Origin of the sequence: Vulcanibacillus modesticaldus, assembly GCF_001730235.1 — a bacterium.
Taxonomy (GTDB): Bacteria; Bacillota; Bacilli; order Tepidibacillales; family Tepidibacillaceae; genus Vulcanibacillus; species Vulcanibacillus modesticaldus.
The window spans coordinates 117,013-137,049 of the sequence record NZ_MIJF01000013.1; the positions used below are offsets into that span (position 1 = coordinate 117,013).

The window sequence follows — 20,037 nt, forward strand, 5'->3', positions numbered from 1 at the left end:
TGCCAAGGCCTCCCTTAAGCTTTACCATTGCTTCCAAATAGACGAATCTTATCTCTTACAACTTCCTTGATCGCTTCACGAGCTGGTCCTAAATATTTTCTTGGGTCATAAACTTTGCTATCATTAGCAAAAATCTCTCTGATTTTTTCAGTCATTGCAATTTGATTTTCTGTATTTACATTGATTTTTCCAATTCCATAACTGATAGCTTTTTTAATCGTTTCATCTGGGATGCCTGAACCACCGTGTAGTACTAATGGAATATCGATTTCTTTACTTACAGCATCAATTATATCAAAACGAATCTTTGGTTCTCCTTTATATACACCATGTGCACTACCTACAGCAATTGCTAAAGCATCTACGTTTGTTTCTTTATAGAACTGGACAGCTTCAACTGGGTTCGCTAGAAGTGCATCTTCTTCTGCAACAGAAACATCATCTTCAGTTCCTCCAATGGTTCCTAATTCTCCTTCTACAGAAACCCCCATTGCATGTGCAGCTTCAACCACTTTTTTCGTTAACTTCACATTCTCTTCATATGAGTAGTGGGAACCATCAAACATAACTGAAGAAAATCCTGCACCGATTAGTTTCATAGCTACTTCAAAGCTACTTCCATGATCTAAATGTAACGCTATTGGAATATCAGCTTTTTCTGCTGCAGCTTTTGCCATTGCTACAGTATACTCCAATCCCATATATCTTAGCGCACCTTCACTAACTCCTAAGATAACAGGAGAATTTTCTTCTACTGCAGCCTCTACGATAGCTTGAGTAAATTCAAGATTATTCATATTAAATTGACCAACAGCATACTTACCTTCTTTTGCTTTTTTCAACATTTCTGTCATTGAAACTAATGGCATAAAAACAGTCTCCTTTCAAAACAGTTGATTATGTACGATCTTGATTAATCTCTAACCTATGGTCAGACATATTTAGTATTATAAATTATTAGTAAAACAATACAATACGATATCTGATTATATCAAATTTTTGTCATTATTTCATCTGCATTCTTTTCTCCGTTCGCCTTTTGCTGTTCTGAATCATTAAACAGAGCATCATAAACAGCCTGTCTAATATGGTCAATATCAAATGGCTTACTAAAATATGTAACGATGCCACATTGAATTGCTTCTTCAAGAAGATCCAATTCTCCGTAGGCAGTCATCATGATTATCTTCAAGTCATTTTTTATCTTTTTAATATGTTTTAAGATTTCCAGCCCGTCCATACCAGGAATCTTCATATCTAACAGTACAACATCTGGAGATTCTTTTCGAACGATTATGATAGCTTCTTTACCGTTAGCAGCTTGGAATGTTTGATATCCTTCTTTATTAAAAACTTCTGTTAATAGTAATCTAATCCCGTACTGATCGTCAACAATTAGAATTTTTTTATTTTTTATCGCTTCCTGAGACAACATTGACACCTCCTTCTATCATTTTTTGTCATTCTATGGTATTTGTTAAAAAAATGATTCGTCAAATAGGTTATTATTTCCTGCTTTTTTTTGGATATGTTTTGCAATTAAAAAAGCTGTCGACAAGTTAATAGTCAACAGCTGAAGTTATTATTTTATTCACCCTGCTTTAATTGCAGTGCCGCCTTAACAAAATTCTTAAATAACGGTTGTGGACGATTTGGTCTAGATGTAAATTCAGGATGGAATTGGGTCGCAACAAACCATGGATGGTTTGGAACTTCTACAATTTCAACCAGTTTACCATCTGGAGAAACTCCAGATATTTTTAATCCAGAATTTTGTAATTGTTCACGATACTCATTATTAAACTCATAACGATGACGATGACGTTCATATATTAAGTCTGCCTGATAATTTTCTTTGGCTTTTGTACCTTCTTCAAGTTTACATGGATAGACCCCAAGACGCATAGTTCCACCAAGGTCTTCGATATCTTTTTGTTCAGGTAAGATGTCAATTACTGGATGTTCTGTCTTAAGATCAAACTCTGAACTGTTAGCATTTTTCAGTCCCACTACATTTCTAGCGAATTCAATAACAGCTAGTTGCATTCCCAAACAGATTCCTAAGAAAGGCTTTTTATTCTCACGCGCGTATTTAATCGCTGTTATTTTACCTTCAATACCCCGATCACCAAAGCCACCTGGAACTAAAACTCCATCTACATCATCTAATAATTGGTCAACATTTTCTTTTGTAACCTCTTCGGCGTCTACCCATTTAATTTCTACTTCAGAATCATTAGCAAATCCTGCATGATATAGAGCTTCTGCTACGCTTAAATAGGCATCATGCAATGAAACATATTTTCCAACAATCGCAATTCTTGTATTATATTTAAGATTTTTAATTTTGTTAACAAGTTGAGTCCATTCAGTCATATCTGCTTTTGGAGCAGCTAGTTTTAGGTGTCTCACTACATATTCATCTAAACCTTGCTCTTGCAACATTAAAGGAACATCATACAATGTATCTGCATCTAATGCTTCAATTACTGCATCTTTCTCGATATCACAGAATAACGCAATTTTACTCTTAATATCTTCTGATAATGAATATTCTGTACGACATACTATCACGTTTGGTTGAATACCGATGCTACGTAATTCCTTTACACTGTGTTGGGTAGGCTTTGTTTTCAATTCCCCAGATGCCGCAATATAAGGAATTAATGTTACATGGATATACATGATATTTTCGCGCCCGACATCATTTTTCAATTGACGTATTGCCTCAAGAAAAGGCAAGCTTTCAATATCTCCTACTGTTCCACCGATCTCAGTTATCACAACATCTGCATTTGTTTCCTTCGCTGCTCTATATATCCGATCTTTTATCTCATTTGTTATGTGCGGTATTACTTGTACCGTTCCTCCTAGATACTCGCCACGTCTTTCTTTAGTTATTACTGAAGAATAAATTTTCCCAGCAGTAACATTGTTGTTCTTACTTAGGTTAATATCAATAAAACGTTCATAATGACCTAAATCCAAATCAGTCTCTGCACCATCGTCTGTAACGAAGACTTCTCCATGTTGGTAGGGACTCATTGTTCCTGGGTCGACGTTTATATAAGGATCAAACTTTTGAATTGTAACTTTTAGACCTCGATTTTTTAGCAACCTCCCTAAGGAAGCGGCTGTAATACCTTTACCTAATGACGATACTACTCCTCCTGTAACAAATATGTACTTTGTCAACTGTCATTCCCCCTCTTTTGCTCGTTATAAAGTCTGTAATGTCACTGCTTAATGCTAATAATTTTCCCTTAAAAACAAAAAAACAAAAGTGACTCCCCAAAAAAAGGGGCACTTTTGTTTTATTTAACAATATTTTAACGTTCATAAATCTAAAGCCCATACAGTAGTTTACAAGCAAGTAATGCTAATGTCAAGATTTATCTTAAATATCTTCCTCTTGATCTTCGATATCACTTTCTTCAAAATCTTCATCTAAATCTTCATCATAATAATCAACTTCTTCAACATCTTCGTCAACGAATGGTTCTTCAGCTTCAACAACTGTGGTTTCTTCATCATCTAATACTAAATCATCCAAATCATCAGTATCATCATCACGGACAAAGTGGATTGCTTCTGCTTTATCTAGAGGATACCAACTCTTTAATCCCCACTCATTATCTCCTAAATGAACAAATCTACCATCAATATTGATTTCTGTATATAATTGTGACAGTTTATCTAGCATTTCTTCTTGGTCTATGCCCTTGATTTCTGAAATTTCTTTCGCTAGATCATTAAAGTAAAAAGTTTTTCTAGTTTGCTTAAGAATTTCATAAGCAATATCAATGGAAGGTAATTCACTAACTCTTTTGTCATCAAATACGTAGTTAATTTTGCTCATGTTTAGACACACCTTTCTCTATGCGCTCAGAAAGAATAATCATATTATATATAACAATTGAACACTATACAATAATGCTGTGAAATGCATTAATCTGTTTTTTCTAGCAATGAATATTTTAACGAAATTTTTACAGATGTCAAATGAAACATTACGAAGTGATTATATCATCAAAAATTCTACCCGCTATCTGTGTCGGAGCTAATTCCTTTTTGAGCATAGCTTCTTTCAGTGAGGTATAATCATTGGTCTTGGTGTATTTATTCACCTTATCTTGAAATATATCATGGAGAATTAGAAATAATTCTCTCTCTGCATTTTGGTACCGTTTTTTTTCTAAGATCCCGGTCTTTCTGATGTGTTCTAAATGTGCTAATATCTTCTTCCACAATAAATCAATACCCTTTTTCTCGATGCTTATTGTTTTGATAATCGGTGGTTTCCATCCATAATTTTGTTTTGAAGTATCAATTAACATTTTGAGTTCATTTAATAATTTTTCCGTTCCTAATAAATCACTTTTATTTATCACAAAAATATCTGCTATTTCCATAATACCAGCTTTAAAAGCTTGAACACTATCACCTGAACCCGGATTGAGAACAACAGTTATCGAGTCTGCAATATTTATAATATCTAATTCGGATTGACCAACACCAACGGTTTCAACGATGATTATATCTTTCCCCATCGCATCTAATATCTTGATAGTTTCATTTGTTGCCCTCGATAATCCACCTAGCGTACCCCTATTACCCATACTTCTGATGAAAACTTCAGGGTCATTAGCATGTCTTTGCATTCTGACCCGATCTCCCAAGAGAGCTCCACCAGAAAAAGGGCTACTTGGGTCAACTGCTATCACACCAACAGATAAGCCATTTTTCCGAATTTCTTGGATTAAACCATCGACTAATGTACTTTTACCTGCCCCTGGTGATCCCGTAATTCCAATAACCTTTGCTTTTCCGGTATGTTGATAGATAAGATTGAGCAATTGATTCTTTTCTCGTGAATTATTTTCAACAATCGAGATCGCTTTAGCAGCACTTCTCTTATCTCCTTGAAGCAGCTTTTTTACTAGAATTTCCAAGGTTAACACCCACATTCGCTTAATAATTGGCTTCTAGCTGTAGGTCATTATATACTCCCTAATTCTGATTATTTTCTGTAATTTGATCGGTATCTTTTTTGGAAGCAATTTCTTGGTTGGTAACCTTTAATTGCTCAAGTTCTTCCTTTAACTTTGCCTTTTCCTTTTCTAGGGCTTTAATCTTCTTAATCATTTTAATTTGGTTCATTGATGAAATAATTACCATGAAAATTGCGCCAACTAAAATCGAAAATATTATTACGAAAATCAATTTAATTTCAGCTTCATAAAAGAAAAAATCAATTGTCACTGGTTGAATATTCATTACTGCAAATGTCACGATTAAAAGCGTAAAAATTAGTAAAAAAATTACCCTCGCTTGCATATTATCACATCCTTCAATATTTATTTCTCCATTAATAAAATTTATCCTTTTTTTCTATATTTAAGTTATAACAAAAATGTTACGCACTTTTGGGAGTAAAAAAACACGACCATCAAGTCGTTTTGACTCTCAAGCCGTGTTTTAGTCATTTATCTTTGATATTTTAGAAAAATAACTTATAAATTTGGAAACCTAGATATACACCAAATACTCCCATAACTCCGGATAACGCTGGTGGAGCTGGAATTGGTAATCTTAATAAACCGAATAGAAATCCTACGATTCCTCCGCTTAATGTTGCCATTATAATATCTTTCATTTCTTTTCACCCTCTATTCTAAGTAGTCAATTTCTAGCTGATATCTTCCTATAAATTGGTTATTAGCTTTCATCTCGTATTCCAAGAGAATTTCCCCACCTGTAGTAGCCTTATTTTGAAAAGATAGTTTTTGTGTATAAACTTCTATTTCCATCTTCCCGTAGGGACTACGGTAATGGCTCCTATGTTGATAACCCTCCCGGAATACTTGATTCATGGTAATATCACCTTGTCGAATAATCGATAACTCTAATGGTAACCCAAACTTATTCCATTTTACAATAGTCCAAGTTTTACCAAATTGTTGTTCAGAGTTTTCTTGATATCTTAGATAATATGCAGAGTTTTTTTCGAATATAGTTCCCGTATATTTTTCGTTTATAGTCTCTTTTTCCCCATTATCATAGACGATCTTTGATTTAATCCTAATATTTACTTTTGTAGACATATTATTCACTCCGATAATGGAAAAGCAAAGCCTAATAACATTTCTCTTATTAACTTTGAAGCTAAAATGGCTGTTTGATCTGCAGAATCATATATTGGAGCGACCTCTACAATATCTGCCCCCACAATATTAAGTTTTGCCTTAGAGATCTCCTGAATTGTAGCCAGCATTTCCTTAGATGTGATTCCACCAGATTCAAGGGTACCTGTACCAGGTGCGAAGGCAGGATCGTGTACATCAATATCAATGGTGATGTATATCGGCCGCCCTTTTACATCCGGTAAAACCTTTTTAACAGGCTCTAAAACCTCAAAGGGATAAAAATTAATATTTTCCTTTGCAAATTCAAATTCTTCCTTTAAACCTGAACGTATCCCAAATTGGTATACATTCTTGCCACCTATTAATTCAACCACTTTACGAATCGGTGTAGCATGTGATAATGGTTCACCCTCATAGTCTGTTCTAAGGTCTGCATGGGCATCAAAATGAAATACGACTAAATCAGGATATTTTTTGTACATTTCACGTATAATTGGCCAAGTTACAAGATGTTCTCCACCAAGACCAAATGGAAATTTCCCATCCTTTAAAATTTTCCCCACAAATTCGCTAATCATTTTAATGCTTTTTTCCGGATTACCAAAAGGTAGTGGAATATCTCCTGCATCAAAATATTTTACTTCTTTTAGCTCCCGATCTAAATACGGGCTATACTCTTCAAGACCAATGGATACCTCTCTAATTCTCTTGGGGCCAAATCTAGACCCTGGACGATAGCTTACTGTGAAATCCATTGGCATACCATAAATGACGACTTGGGCATCATCATAATTAGGATGGGATGCGATAAATACATTACCAGAATAAGCTTCATCAAATCTCATATGACTACTCCTTAGTTAAGTCCTCAACAAACTTCGGAAGACTAAATACTGCTTTATGAATTTGTTTTGAATAGTACTTAGTATCTAAATCTTTGATGTTTTTGTCTTCTACTTTTAGTGGATCATATTTTTTGGATCCCATTGTAAAGCTCCATAATCCACTTGGATAAGTTGGAATGCTTACAGTATATAGACGGGTAATTGGAAAGATTGAGCTTATATCTTTAAATACTCTTCTTATTAGGTCCTTGTTGAACCATGGTGATTCAGTTTGAGCAACAAGGATACCATCTTCTTTCAGAGAATCAAAAATCCCTTGATAAAACCCTTTCTCAAACAACCCTACTGCAGGTCCAACAGGTTCAGTAGAATCAACCATGATTACATCAAATTCATTCTTATGATCATGGATATACTGAATGCCATCAACAACCTTTACATCAACCCTTGGGTCATCCAATGCTCCAGCAATTTCTGGTAAATATTTTTTGCTCATTTCAATAACTCGATCATCAATTTCTGCTAGAATAGCTTTTTCTACACTAGGATGTTTGATGATTTCACGAATAGCTCCTCCATCACCACCACCTACTACTAATACTTTTTTAGGATTAGGATGGGTGTTTAATGCAACGTGAGTAATCATCTCATGATAAACAAATTCATCCTCAATTGTAGTCATTACCATTCCATCAAGAACGAGCATCCGTCCAAATTGATTGGTATCGATGATATCTAATTGTTGAAAGTTGGTTTTTTCGGAATGTAATGTGCGAGAAATTTTTGTAGTAATTCCATGGTTTGGTGTTTGTTTTTCTGTATACCATAATTCCATAACTAATCATCTCACTTCCTATAATCTTCGTTGATTAATTATTCATTTCTCTTAGATTGCCCGATTTTCCCCGATTTCACATCAGTCGTTATATATTTTTATCTATTTTTGTGATCTCTATCATTACATGCCCTAACGTCAACAAATTGTATTATATAAAAAGTTTATTAAAATGCAAGGAAAATTTATTGAACTAACTAGTATAATCAACTTTTTTTTAACCAATAATGGTGTAAAAAAAGGGTTCTTTACTTAGAGAGGAGGTAGACATAAGTGAATAAATATCAAGATAATTATCAGGAATTAAATAATCTGGCATTATATCGTTTCTTAAAAATGATTAAGAGATTTATTATTGTATCTCTTATTCTATTCTTTATTTCTAGTAGCGCTTTATTGTTTTTGTTCATTTACTTACAGTCCCAACCATTACCAAAAACTACAATAGAGCAAACTACTTTCATCTATTCCATGGACGGTCAGGTTATTGATGATTTATATTCAGGAGAAAATCGTGTCTACGTACCTCTTTCTAAGATTCCTAAATCACTCATTGAAGCAACCATTGCAATTGAAGATAGAAAGTTTTATCGCCATCTCGGAATTGATTTTGTAAGAATTGGTGGCGCATTAATTCAAGATGTTAAACATCGTTCCAAAGTTCAAGGGGCTAGCACCATCACTCAACAATTAGCTAGAAATCTCTATTTATATCTTGATAAGACCTGGGAAAGAAAAATCAATGAAGCCCTTTTAGCGATCCAGTTAGAGTTACAGTATAGTAAAGATGAAATTTTGGAAATGTATTTAAACCAGATTTATTATGGACATTCAGCAAACGGTGTGCAGTTAGCTGCAAAGACCTATTTTGATAAGGATGTTTCTGAACTTAATCTAGCAGAAAGCGCCATGATAGCAGGAATCCCCAAAGGACCCGGTTATTATTCACCATTTATTAATCTAAAGAAAGCCAAAGAAAGACAAAAACAAGTTTTACAGGCCATGGTATCAGAAGGATATATTACCCAACAAGAAGCAAACGAAGCATACCAAGAAAAATTAGTTTTTAAAAATCCCAATAAGAAAAATTATCCTACCATTGCTCCCTATTTTCGTGATTTTATAGTTTCAACTTTAAAAACCAAATACGGATTTACTGAAGAACAAATTTTTCAAGGAGGCCTAAAAGTATATACAACCCTTGATTCAGAAATCCAAAAATATGCTGAAGAAATAATAACTAACTATCTTGATGAAAACAACTCTTTACAAGTAGCATTAATCAGTATTGAACCTAGTACGGGATTTATTAAAGCTATGGTTGGTGGTAGGGACTACTCAAAGAGTCAATATAATCGGGTTTTTGCATCCAGACAACCTGGCTCTTCTTTTAAACCAATTTTATATCTAGCTGCTCTAGAAAACGGATTCACTCCTGTTACTAGATTGAAGAGCGAACCAACTATTTTTACTTTTGGTAATAACCAAACATACCAACCATCTAATTTTGGCGATAATTATCCTAATAGAGAAATTGATCTCAGATATGCTTTAGCACACTCGGATAATATCTACGCTGTAAAAACACATATGAAAATTGGGATGGATAAGCTTGTAGATATGAGTAATAAATTAGGTATTGATAAGGAATTAAAACCATATCCTTCTCTGGCTTTAGGCAGTCAAGAGGTTACTCCTTTTGATATGACTAAAGCCTATGCGACAATTGCTAATCAGGGTAAAAGGGTGGAGCCGATAGCTATAACAAAAATAGTAGATAGTAGTGGTAATGTTTTATATGAAAGAAAAGCAACCTCAGGGGTTCAAGTAGTTTCCGAAGCTTCTACGTTTATCCTCACCCATTTAATGGAGGGGGTATTTGAGCAAGGTGGAACAGGATTTAATGTGTCTGATAGATTAAAACGTCCAATAGCTGGAAAAACTGGGACTACTGATTTTGATTCTTGGTTAATTGGCTACACCCCACAGCTTGTTACAACACTTTGGACAGGGTATGATGATAACCAGCCATTGAAAGATAGTGATGCATATATTACTAAATATATTTGGGCGGACTTTATGGAAAAGGCCCATAAATCCTTACCACCTCAGTTATTTGTAGTTCCCGACGGAATTACCAGCTTATATATTTGTCCAGAAACAGGAAAAATCGCTACTGAAAATTGCCCAAACCCACGATTGGAATTTTTTATCGAAGGTACAGAACCGACTGAATATAGTGATTATCATCAAGCTGAAGATAGTCCTGAATCTAGCAAAGAACCGAGTGAAGATCCTTCTTTTTGGAACCGTATAAGATATTGGTGGAGTAACTAAAAACTTGGCATCTAAGCCAAGTTTTTAGTCATTCTAAGAACAATAATATTTTAAAATTTAGAGACTATAATTGTTGGGGCAATAATTGTTTATTATACGCTTTTATAATATCGCTTCTGGTTAATATTCCTAATAATTTTTTTGGATCTTCTTTAGAAACAACTGGTAAGTGGCCCAAATCATATTTACTTAACTTACGAAAAACATCATCAAGTGTTTCTTCTGGAAAAGTAACGACAAGTTTACTAGTCATCAATTCTGATACTAGTCTTTCCATGATCCCTTCAACCGGTGCTTCCCGCACATCCTGTAAGGTTATGATTCCTACTAGCTGATCTTTATCATTCAACACTGGAAAGCCATTATGTTTACTGTGATGCATCATTTCAATGACTTTCCTCACTTTATTGTCCTTTCGGCAAATTTCTACCGGAGTTGTCATTACATCTGCTACTTTTATTCGTTTCATTATATTGACATCTTTACCTGCTTTAAGATTAATTCCTCTACGCAATAATTTGATAGTATAGATCGTGCCCTTACTCAAATAAGAAGAGAGTAAAGTACTAAACACAATCGCGATCATTAACGGAAGAATAATGCGATAATCACGGGTCATCTCAAAAATCATGATCACAGATGTAATTGGGGCCTGAGTAGTACCTGCAACAACGGCTCCCATTCCGACAATTGCATATGCTCCTGGGTTACCTACAAATTCTGGAAATAAAACTTGCATGATTAAGCCAAAGGCTCCGCCAAGAGTTGCTCCAATAAAGAGGGAAGGAGCAAAAACACCACCAGAATGTCCCGATCCTAATGTAAGTGATGTAGCAAAAATCTTAATGAAAACAAGTGCTATTAACGTGCCTAGAAGCAATTCACCTTTGAATGTAGCTTCGATCGTTTCGTAACCTACACCCAATATTTGTGGAAATTTAAGCCCAATCAAACCAATAATTAAACCACCAAATACTGGCTTTAACCATTCAGGAATAACATTCCATCCATCAAACAGATCTTCAGATTTATAAAGTGTTTTTACAAATAAAGTTCCAATAATTGCCGCAAACGTACCTAGTAAAGCATATAACATAAGTTCAAATGGATGATTCAATGAATAAGGTTGAACAATAAATGCTGGTGCATCTCCCACGAAGATCTGAGCGATGACTGAAGCTGTTACAGATGAAACTACTATTAAACTGAAAGCATTTGCGGAAAAGCTTCCTAAAATTATTTCTAGTGCAAAGAAAACACCGGCAATTGGTGCATTAAAAGTTGCTGATATACCAGCGGCAGCACCACAAGCCACACATGTTTTGATTTTTTTAGCATTCATTTTGAAAAATTGACCAATAACTGAACCGATCCCTGAGCCCATCTGTACGATTGGACCTTCCCGCCCAACAGATGCTCCGGCACCGATTGATGAAGCTGAAGCAAGTGCCTTAACAAAGATCACCCGCATTCTCATCCGACCATTTTTTAATGCCACTGCAGCCATTACTTCAGGTACACCATGTCCTTTCGCTTCCCGGGCAAAGAAGTAGGTTAATGGCCCGACTACAAAACCAGCTAAAGCTGGTACGGTAATTAACCACCAGTTACCTGGTAAAAAACCAAATAAAAAATTTCCTATTCCGGAAAATCCACTTCCAGCGAAGCTTATCATATTACGAAAGAGAACCGCAAACAGTCCGGCTAAAATACCGATAATAATCGAAATTAAAATTGAAAACCAAGTACTCTTTACATTAAATTTACTTTTTAAATTAGTTAATAAAGACATATCACCTTCAATGTTATCCATGATTCTGTCTCCCCTTTTTAGCATTTCCTTTAAAATTATATGAAATAGTTAGTATTCAATCAAGATAATTGCATATTGTCATTAGCTAAAAGTCTTTAAAAAAAGACTACAGACATATATAATATTAGTACGCTCTATAAAACAAGGAGGTAAGAGGTTATGTTTTTCTTTGGCACAAACCCCATATTAGAGCTTCTAATATTTGCAGCATTTGGCTTAAGTATTTGGGCACAGTTTAAAGTTAAGGGTAATTTTAGGAAATGGTCCCAAGTTGCTGCTTCTTCTGGTATAACAGGTGCTCAAGTTGCTAGACATTTACTTAATCAAAATGGATTATACGATGTAGATGTAGAACCTGTTAGGGGCACATTAAGTGATCACTATGATCCGGTTAATCGCGCTGTTAGATTATCTGAAGACGTATACTATGGTAATTCTATTGCATCGATAGCGATTGCCTCCCATGAGGTTGGTCATGCTATCCAGCATAAGGAAGCATACAGCATGTTGGTGCTTAGACATAAGTTTTTCCCAATCCTTAACTTCACTTCAGGAATCGCACCAATATTACTCATAGCTGGATTTTTGTTCAGAGCTGCTAATCTTATCGGATTGGGGATTATCTTCTTTGCAACTGTTGTTATCTTTCATCTGATTACACTTCCAGTTGAATTTAATGCTTCAAGTCGTGCAAGGAATTTAATCGTAGCTGAAGGATTTATCCGAAATGAAGAAGAAAAGGGAATTGGTAAGGTCTTAAATGCTGCTGCTTTGACTTATGTAGCTGCTGCTTTGATAGCTGCACTAGAATTACTAAGATATATTTTAATTTTTGTTGGAATGAATAGTGATGATTAAAATCAAAAGGGGCTATTGCTAAGCATCGGCCCCTTTAACATTTGATTTTACTGATAATATTTACCCTGCCAAGAATTTCTACGCTCTAATTCCCAATCAATTCCATTCAACACTTCCCATTTCTTCAAAGTCCAACGTGGTTCAACTAATAAATCAGGTGGACCATCACCTGTTAAACGATGAATAACCATCTCTGGTGGAAGAATTTCTAGTATATCCACCACTAATTTTATATATGTGTCCTTATCCATAAACGTCAATTTGCCATCTTGATATAATTTCATCAATGGTGTTTTCTTTAAAAGATGTAACATATGGATCTTTATTCCCTGAATGGGCAATTTAGCAACAGCCTTAGCCGTCTCCATCATTTCCTCTAAGCTTTCACCCGGCAAGTTAACGATTATATGAACTACAACATTGATATTTCTTTCCCTTAACTTTCTTACACCTTCTAAAAATATTTGATAATCATGTGCTCGATTGATTAGTACTTGTGTATGTTCATGAATTGTTTGAAGTCCTAACTCAACCCATAAGGTTGTTTTCTTGTTAATCTGTTCCAATACATCAAGTACATCATCTGGCAAACAATCAGGTCGCGTAGCAATAGATAATCCTACAACGCCTTCTTCCTCTAGTATGGATTCATACATCTCCTTAAGCTCTTTTGCAGGCGCATAAGTATTTGAAAATGCTTGGAAATAACCGATATATTTTGCATTGGGCCATTTTTGATGCATTTTATCGCGTACTTCCCTAAACTGTTGCTTTAATTCTAATCTACGATCCCCTGCAAAATCTCCTGAACCCCTTGAGCTACAAAAAATACATCCACCAATGGCAACTGTTCCATCACGATTTGGACAAGTTAAGCCGGCATCCAATGACACCTTAAATACCTTTTCACCAAATAATTCACGATAATAATGATTCAATGTATGATAACGCTTATTGCCCCACAATCTTGGTACTAGTTGATTTTTCACCATCATACTTCCTTCCACACTTGTCTTCCCATCTTGATCAAGAATATACTAATTATTTTAACACATCATAAATTTTAAATAAAAAAAACCCCTTCTGCTCAGAAGGGATAAGGGGAAGGGCATATACGATATTCTTGCAACCAGCCAATATTGTGGGAACATCGATTTGGCTACTACATATTTGACACCTTAAATATATTAGATTTCTGGTCGTTTAACAACAAAGTTCACAATTATGACTTCATTTGTTCACTATTCTGACAAAATCTAAAATCAGCCTGTAGTGGTCAACTTTTATAATCCAAAAATTAAAATAAATATATTTTGGATCGAATAAAAGATTAAAGGTCTGATGGTATTGAAAATCGGACTAAAAATATAATCTCCTAAAGGCGTAATAACCAACAATAAAAAGATAAATACACCATATTGCTCCCATTCTACCAACTTGATCCTAAATTGCTGTGGTGCTAAATCCTCTAGTACCTTATACCCATCCAAAGGTGGGATCGGCAACAAATTAAAGATAAATAATACGATATTTAGCGAAATTATAACATTGAATGATTTACTGATATATAAGAAGTTATCCTCACTCATATATGTAAAGATACCATATCTATACAATCCATACCAAAAACCCATGGTAATAATTGCTAATAACAAGTTGCTCAACGGTCCAGCTAGAGATACTAAAACCCTGGCCAATCTTTTGTTTCTAAAAACAAAATAGTTAACTGGAACCGGTTTTGCCCAACCAAAACCTGCGATAAAGATCATTAGTGTTCCCAATAGGTCAAGATGAGCTGCCGGATTTAATGTTAATCTTCCTTGATCTTTGGCAGTATTGTCCCCGAATTTATAGGCAACAAAAGCATGACTGAACTCATGTACAGTGAGAGCCAGAAGTAATGCTATTATTACACTTGGAAGCATTTCAATTGGAAAAGCTAAAAATTTTTCTAATGATTGCATATTGTCACCATCCTTTCCCAACAATTATAGCTTAATTTTCTAACTAGGTAAAAATATATAACGATATAAAAGTTCAATAAAAATACATCTTTTTCTCCTTGCTTGGTTATAGGTATTCGTATATTCTATCTAGTGTATTTAGTTTGGATATCAAAAAAGGGATGAACATACATGAAAATACCTATCGGTTCACGTATCTTAAAATCTGGGATTGCCGTAACTATTGCTTTATTTACCTCACAATTTTTCGGTATTGATTCCAATTTTGCAGGGGTTGTAGCACTAATTGGAGTAAAGCAAACTACCAAGAAATCAATCGATTATGGTGTTACATTATTATTAGGGAGTATCTTATCAATTTTCATCGGAATATTAGTGGGATTTAATATTGGTACCGGCCCTTTGGCCTTCGGAATTGCTACAATAATTGCTATTGCAGCTATCGTTACCCTTAACTTAACGGAAGGATTAATCTTAGCCGTAGTAGTAATGTATCATGTACTTGCTGCTATATCCACCACCTTAGATACTATTTGGATTTTTTCTATAAAAGAGCTGATTTATGTTTTAATTGGTATTGCTATTAGTGTAATTATTAACGCTATTGCACCACAAAAGTATGAACATCAATTAGAAGAAAATATAAAGTACCATTATAAATTGTTTAGTAAACATCTTTATGAAATCGCTGAAGCAATTACAAATCCTTCTAGCTCTAAAACCCCAAATAAGAATAACATTCTGAACCATCGAATTATGCTGAAACAGATGCTTAATCAAGCAGAGATAGGTAGAGAAAATTGTCTCCATTCACTTTCAAAGGATAAATATGAACTTTATATATACAAATTGAAATCACTTCAGAAATTGTTGGCCCTGCTTACAGATATTTCTTCGGAAACTGATCGTTTATCAGATAGTTATATTTACTCAGAAAAGGTTGCTAAGATGTTTAAAATTCTGGCCAAAATACAACTGAACCCTGAAACAACCACTTCATCATCTTATAAAAGAGTGTTTAATTCTATCGATGATCTTAACAAATATTTTCAAGATTCTCCATTACCGGAAACGAGACGAGAATTTGAAGATCGCTCCTTGCTTTATCATTTATTTTTATATGTCAATGATTATTTGGAACTGTTATTTTTACTTAAAAAAACTGACAAAATCAATATTATGTAATTATATATTGGAGACTTATAATAAGGTCTCTTTTTTTATTTTTTCCAAAAAATCTATCACCTTTTACATTTTTCAAAAATATATTGGTATGGAAGCCTATGTTTGAGAGGTGAATTGATGGCTATAATTAAGACAAAACCTGAACATGTCCAAATGCTAGCTAGATTAATGAGGGCAGAAGCCGAGGGTGAAGGAAAATTAGGAATGCTCATGGTTGGAAATGTAGCAATAAATAGAGTTATTGCCAACTGTTTGGACTTTAAAGGAATTCGTGATATCCCAAGAATGATCTATCAATCTCCAGGTGGATTTGAAGCAGTACAAAAATCTTATTTCTATCAAAGACCCCGTTCTGTTGAAGTAAGATTAGCTAAGCAAGTACTTAAAGGTTGGAAGTATCACCCAGCCAGTTATTCATTATGGTTTTTTAAACCAGCTGGATCTTGCCCTCCAACATGGTTTAATCAACCAAATTCAGGGCGCTATAAATCACATTGTTTCTTTAAGCCCTACTACAAAAATTGTCCTCAAATTTTCTGGTAAAAAGGAGTGAATCTATGTGAATCAAAAAATGTATCCATACGAAGATGAATATTACGATATGTTTTATTACCCACCTTATTATTATCAACATCCAGAAGCACCTACAGAGCCACAACCAACGCAACCAACAATGCCAACCCCTACACAACCTGATAGAGGTATAGATGTTCCCGGTCTTTTACCGATAGAACAATCTTACATTGAAAATATTTTACGACTCAACTTAGGGAAAATTGGAACATTTTATATGACCTATGAGGGTAATAAAGATTGGAATGCCAAAATTTTTAAAGGAAAAATTGAGGCAGCAGGTAGAGATCATATCATTATTAGTGATCCTAATACTGGTAAAAGATATCTATTATTAATGGTCAATTTAGATTATGTAACATTTGATGAAGAACTTAATTATATCCCCCCAAGAAAACCTTAAGGATGATGAATGAAGGGCTTCTGTTTTTAATATTTCTCGAAGCCCTTTCTTATTATCTTTTATATTATAACACCGGCTGCTTCTGAGCCAATTTCTTGAATTTTATTATTTTCTCCTACAAATACTACCTTTGGAACGTGCTCCTTGGCTTCTTTTTGGTCCATTAAACCATAGGCAATAATTATTATTACATCACCAGGTTGTGCTAATCTTGCTGCAGCACCATTTAAACAAATGGTTCCGCTACCCCTTTCTCCTTTGATAACATAAGTTTCAAGTCTTGCTCCGTTATTATTATTAACCACTTGGACTTTTTGATTTGGTAATATTCCAGCTGCTTCTAGCAGTGTTTCATCTATAGTTATACTACCGACATAATTAAGATTAGCTTCAGTTACTACTGCTCTATGAATCTTCCCTGTCATCATCTCTATTAACATGTTACTTTCCCTCCGCCATAATATTATCAATTAATCTCGTTTTACCAAATCTAACAGCTAAAGCAATCAATACCTTATTATTTATTTCGCTGACGTCAGTAAGTGTTTCAATATCAACTATTGAAACGTAATCAATGTCTGCCAATGGCTTTTCTTTAATCATCTTTATTATCGCTTTTTTTATCTTTAAAGCGTCTTTTTCTCCATTTTGAATCATTTCTTTAGCCATAAACAATGATTGAGATAGAACTACAGCTTGTTCCCTTTCATCTTTGTTCAAATATACATTTCGGGAACTCATTGCCAATCCATCTGATTCTCTTACGATTGGACAAACAATGATCTCTATATCCATGTTTAAATCCTTTACCATTCTTTTAATAACAATACTTTGTTGAGCATCCTTTTGGCCAAAATATGCTCGATTAGGATTAATAATATTAAATAGCTTACTAACGACAGTTGTTACTCCGCGAAAATGCCCCGGCCTTGAAGCACCACATAGAGTTCCTGTAATTTGTTCCACCTCTACATAAGTTTTGTACCCATTTGGGTACATTTCCTCAACTTCAGGAGTAAATAAAACTGTTGCTCCAGCCTGTTGTGCTAATCGAATGTCTCTATCTAGATCACGAGGGTACTTTTCCAAGTCTTCTCCAGGACCAAATTGGGTAGGATTAACAAAGACGCTAACAACTACGATATCATTATCCTTTGCCGCATATCTTATTAATGAGAGGTGTCCTTCATGGAGATAACCCATTGTCGGCACAAATCCTATGGTCATACCTTGTTTTATTTGTTCCCCTAAATATGATTTTATTTCTTTGATTTTCTTAAAGACCTTCATTTATTTCCCTCCATACAAACCTTTGATAGTCTCAGAATCCGCATGATAACTATGCTCTTCTCTTGGAAAAGTACCTTGTTTTACCTCTTGAACATACTTTGATACCGCTTTTTCCATTTGCTCCCCAATCTCACTATAACGTTTAACAAATTTTGCTGTCTTTCCTTGATATAGCCCTAACATATCATGAGAAACCAGTATTTGACCATCACATCCCACTCCTGCACCAATTCCAATTGTCGGTATAGAGAGCTGAGAAGTGATAATTTCCGCTAACTCAGCAGGAACTAGTTCTAATACAATTGCAAAAACACCTGCTTCTTCTAAAGCTTTTGCATCGTCAACTAACCTTTTCGCCTGTTCTACAGTTTTCCCCTGAACTTTATATCCACCGATATTATGGATCGATTGAGGGGTCAAGCCGATATGTCCCATCACAGGAATACCTGCTTTAATAATCGCTTTTATATCTTCAAGAACTTCTCTTCCACCTTCCAACTTAACTGCTTGTGCATTTCCCTCTTGAATCAAACGTCCAGCATTATATACACTTTTTGTAGTACCCATATGATATGACAAAAATGGCATGTCCGCCACTACAAGGGCCCGTTCTGTACCCCTACTGACAGCTTTGGTATGGTGGATCATATCTTCCATGGTAACTTTGGTAGTATCTTCATAACCCAATACTACCATTCCCAAAGAATCTCCCACTAATATTCCATCAACCTGATTAGCGTCGATTATTTTTGCAGTAGGGTAATCATAGGCAGTCAACATAGTAATCTTTTGTTTATCTTGTTTCATCTTCCTGAATGTTGCCGTTGTTACTCTTTTGATCATCCTGACTCAATACCCCCTTCATTTGATTTGCTGATTCATCATTTATCCTCTTAGCCCTAAGTGCTAAATCGATAGTTTGAACTCCAAGAACCTTATAAGAATCTAGCCAGCTCTTATTGCGATTTTCCAAATTATTTAAATGCATTTTAAGAGTGCCTAGGTCCCCACGAGATATGGGGCCTGTTAATGCCTTTTCTGCTCCTTTTTCTAAGATAGTTTCCATTGTCTTTTTTATTAACGGAGTTAATAACTTAGTAGCATCTTCTTTAGTGAAACCGGTACTGATTAGCATTTGAACTCCGGTATCGATTAATGTTACCAAATAATTTGAAACTATCACGGCCGCTGTATGATATAGAACTTTATCTTGAGTAGGTATTTCTATCCAATGATTACCGATGCCATCTAATAAATGCTTTACTTTTTCTAAGAGATTTCCTCTACCTTCAATTGTAAAGGAAGCAAAACTTAAATCTCTTGCAGCTTTAAATGGTTCGCTGAATGACAACATTGGATGTAATGATAGTATAGTTGCCCCTTTTTCAGCTAATAGTGATAAAACATCTGAAGAGTGAGCACCACTCATATGAAGAACTATCTTACCTTCCCACGACATAGTAATATTCAATAAGTCATCTGCTACTCTTTTGATAATATCGTCAGGAGTTGTAATTGCGATCATATCTGCTTCATGAACCAACGATTCTAAGTTTTTATATCCTTTACTTTCAGTGTACCTTGCTGCTTTGCTTGCTGAAGAGTAACTTCTACTGTAATATCCAGTAACTTCAACTTTATTTTGTAAGTAGATCCCCATTGCAGTGCCAACTTTACCTGCACCGATAAAACCGATTTTCATTTAAATTCCTCCCTAAATAATATTCATTGATGGAGGATAACAAAAAAACCTCCTCGACACGAGTCAAGAAGGTATAGTGATCCCAT

The 20,037-nt window shown here is 34.8% G+C and carries 22 protein-coding genes; 5 read left to right on the forward strand and 17 right to left on the reverse strand.

Annotated features, from left to right (window positions below; all coding sequences use genetic code 11):
• Positions 1–14 precede the first annotated feature (14 nt).
• The 10 genes from fba to speE form a co-directional block, all read right to left on the reverse strand.
• Positions 15–869: a class II fructose-1,6-bisphosphate aldolase gene (fba, locus tag BHF71_RS03810; protein ID WP_069656344.1), complete on the reverse strand. Its 855-nt coding sequence runs from the start codon at positions 867–869 to the stop codon at positions 15–17.
• 122 nt (positions 870–991) lie between these two features.
• On the reverse strand, positions 992–1,435 hold the full coding sequence (locus BHF71_RS03815) for a response regulator (protein ID WP_069656345.1): 444 nt from the start codon (positions 1,433–1,435) through the stop codon (positions 992–994).
• A 152-nt stretch (positions 1,436–1,587) separates the two neighbouring features.
• Positions 1,588–3,195, reverse strand: coding sequence for a CTP synthase (locus BHF71_RS03820; RefSeq protein ID WP_069656346.1), 1,608 nt, complete (start codon positions 3,193–3,195; stop codon positions 1,588–1,590).
• Between the two features lie 202 nt (positions 3,196–3,397).
• Entirely contained in the window at positions 3,398–3,859 is a 462-nt protein-coding gene (gene rpoE, locus BHF71_RS03825; RefSeq protein WP_069656347.1) for a DNA-directed RNA polymerase subunit delta, read from the reverse strand.
• Between the two features lie 151 nt (positions 3,860–4,010).
• Positions 4,011–4,952, reverse strand: coding sequence for a methylmalonyl Co-A mutase-associated GTPase MeaB (meaB, locus tag BHF71_RS03830; protein WP_141705326.1), 942 nt, complete (start codon positions 4,950–4,952; stop codon positions 4,011–4,013).
• A 58-nt stretch (positions 4,953–5,010) separates the two neighbouring features.
• A complete protein-coding gene (locus tag BHF71_RS03835) occupies positions 5,011–5,337 on the reverse strand; it encodes a LapA family protein (RefSeq protein WP_069656349.1) in 327 nt (108 codons plus the stop codon).
• A 163-nt stretch (positions 5,338–5,500) separates the two neighbouring features.
• Complete coding sequence (locus BHF71_RS03840; RefSeq protein ID WP_069656350.1) at positions 5,501–5,656, reverse strand: XapX domain-containing protein; 156 nt, start codon at positions 5,654–5,656, stop codon at positions 5,501–5,503.
• A 13-nt stretch (positions 5,657–5,669) separates the two neighbouring features.
• Entirely contained in the window at positions 5,670–6,104 is a 435-nt protein-coding gene (locus tag BHF71_RS03845; protein WP_069656351.1) for a YwiB family protein, read from the reverse strand.
• A 5-nt stretch (positions 6,105–6,109) separates the two neighbouring features.
• Positions 6,110–6,991 (reverse strand): agmatinase, encoded by an 882-nt coding sequence (gene speB / locus BHF71_RS03850; RefSeq protein ID WP_069656352.1) that lies wholly within the window; start codon positions 6,989–6,991, stop codon positions 6,110–6,112.
• Positions 6,992–6,995: 4 nt separating this feature from the next.
• Positions 6,996–7,826, reverse strand: a complete 831-nt coding sequence (speE, locus tag BHF71_RS03855; protein ID WP_069656353.1) for a polyamine aminopropyltransferase — start codon at positions 7,824–7,826, stop codon at positions 6,996–6,998.
• A 273-nt stretch (positions 7,827–8,099) separates the two neighbouring features.
• On the opposite strand from speE, the gene BHF71_RS03860 reads away from it, so the two are divergent.
• Positions 8,100–10,163 carry a transglycosylase domain-containing protein gene (locus BHF71_RS03860; RefSeq protein WP_245683813.1) on the forward strand — a complete coding sequence of 688 codons (2,064 nt, stop codon included), beginning with the start codon at positions 8,100–8,102 and terminating at the stop codon, positions 10,161–10,163.
• Positions 10,164–10,227: 64 nt separating this feature from the next.
• On the opposite strand, the gene BHF71_RS03865 is transcribed toward BHF71_RS03860, so the two are convergent.
• Positions 10,228–11,976, reverse strand: coding sequence for a chloride channel protein (locus tag BHF71_RS03865; protein ID WP_069656354.1), 1,749 nt, complete (start codon positions 11,974–11,976; stop codon positions 10,228–10,230).
• Positions 11,977–12,135: 159 nt separating this feature from the next.
• Between BHF71_RS03865 and BHF71_RS03870 the strand changes: the two genes are divergently transcribed.
• Positions 12,136–12,834: a zinc metallopeptidase gene (locus tag BHF71_RS03870; RefSeq protein ID WP_069656355.1), complete on the forward strand. Its 699-nt coding sequence runs from the start codon at positions 12,136–12,138 to the stop codon at positions 12,832–12,834.
• Positions 12,835–12,881: 47 nt separating this feature from the next.
• Here the strand turns inward: BHF71_RS03870 and mnmL are convergent, their stop codons facing one another.
• Entirely contained in the window at positions 12,882–13,829 is a 948-nt protein-coding gene (gene mnmL, locus BHF71_RS03875; RefSeq protein ID WP_069656377.1) for a tRNA modification radical SAM protein MnmL/YtqA, read from the reverse strand.
• Positions 13,830–14,117: 288 nt separating this feature from the next.
• Positions 14,118–14,798 carry a site-2 protease family protein gene (locus BHF71_RS03880; protein ID WP_069656356.1) on the reverse strand — a complete coding sequence of 227 codons (681 nt, stop codon included), beginning with the start codon at positions 14,796–14,798 and terminating at the stop codon, positions 14,118–14,120.
• 171 nt (positions 14,799–14,969) lie between these two features.
• On the opposite strand from BHF71_RS03880, the gene BHF71_RS03885 reads away from it, so the two are divergent.
• The 3 genes from BHF71_RS03885 to gerQ all read left to right on the forward strand — a co-directional run bounded on the left by BHF71_RS03885 (position 14,970) and on the right by gerQ (position 16,959).
• The gene (locus BHF71_RS03885) at positions 14,970–15,983 is read left to right on the forward strand and encodes an aromatic acid exporter family protein (RefSeq protein ID WP_069656357.1); all 1,014 of its coding nucleotides are present in this window, start codon (positions 14,970–14,972) and stop codon (positions 15,981–15,983) included.
• Positions 15,984–16,100: 117 nt separating this feature from the next.
• Entirely contained in the window at positions 16,101–16,526 is a 426-nt protein-coding gene (locus BHF71_RS03890; protein WP_069656358.1) for a cell wall hydrolase, read from the forward strand.
• A gap of 28 nt (positions 16,527–16,554) precedes the next feature.
• Positions 16,555–16,959, forward strand: coding sequence for a spore coat protein GerQ (gene gerQ / locus BHF71_RS03895; protein WP_069656378.1), 405 nt, complete (start codon positions 16,555–16,557; stop codon positions 16,957–16,959).
• A gap of 59 nt (positions 16,960–17,018) precedes the next feature.
• Here gerQ and panD read toward each other — a convergent pair whose 3' ends face one another.
• Genes panD through BHF71_RS03915 form a run of 4 tightly spaced genes read right to left on the reverse strand, consistent with a single transcriptional unit; the run spans position 17,019 to position 19,951 of the window.
• Positions 17,019–17,399: an aspartate 1-decarboxylase gene (gene panD / locus BHF71_RS03900; RefSeq protein WP_069656359.1), complete on the reverse strand. Its 381-nt coding sequence runs from the start codon at positions 17,397–17,399 to the stop codon at positions 17,019–17,021.
• Position 17,400: 1 nt separating this feature from the next.
• Positions 17,401–18,249 carry a pantoate--beta-alanine ligase gene (gene panC, locus BHF71_RS03905; RefSeq protein WP_069656360.1) on the reverse strand — a complete coding sequence of 283 codons (849 nt, stop codon included), beginning with the start codon at positions 18,247–18,249 and terminating at the stop codon, positions 17,401–17,403.
• Positions 18,250–19,092 carry a 3-methyl-2-oxobutanoate hydroxymethyltransferase gene (gene panB / locus BHF71_RS03910; RefSeq protein WP_069656361.1) on the reverse strand — a complete coding sequence of 281 codons (843 nt, stop codon included), beginning with the start codon at positions 19,090–19,092 and terminating at the stop codon, positions 18,250–18,252. It abuts the gene before it with no gap.
• Positions 19,043–19,951, reverse strand: coding sequence for a Rossmann-like and DUF2520 domain-containing protein (locus tag BHF71_RS03915; RefSeq protein WP_069656362.1), 909 nt, complete (start codon positions 19,949–19,951; stop codon positions 19,043–19,045). The genes panB and BHF71_RS03915 overlap by 50 nt, the downstream gene beginning before the upstream one ends.
• Positions 19,952–20,037: the final 86 nt, after the last annotated feature.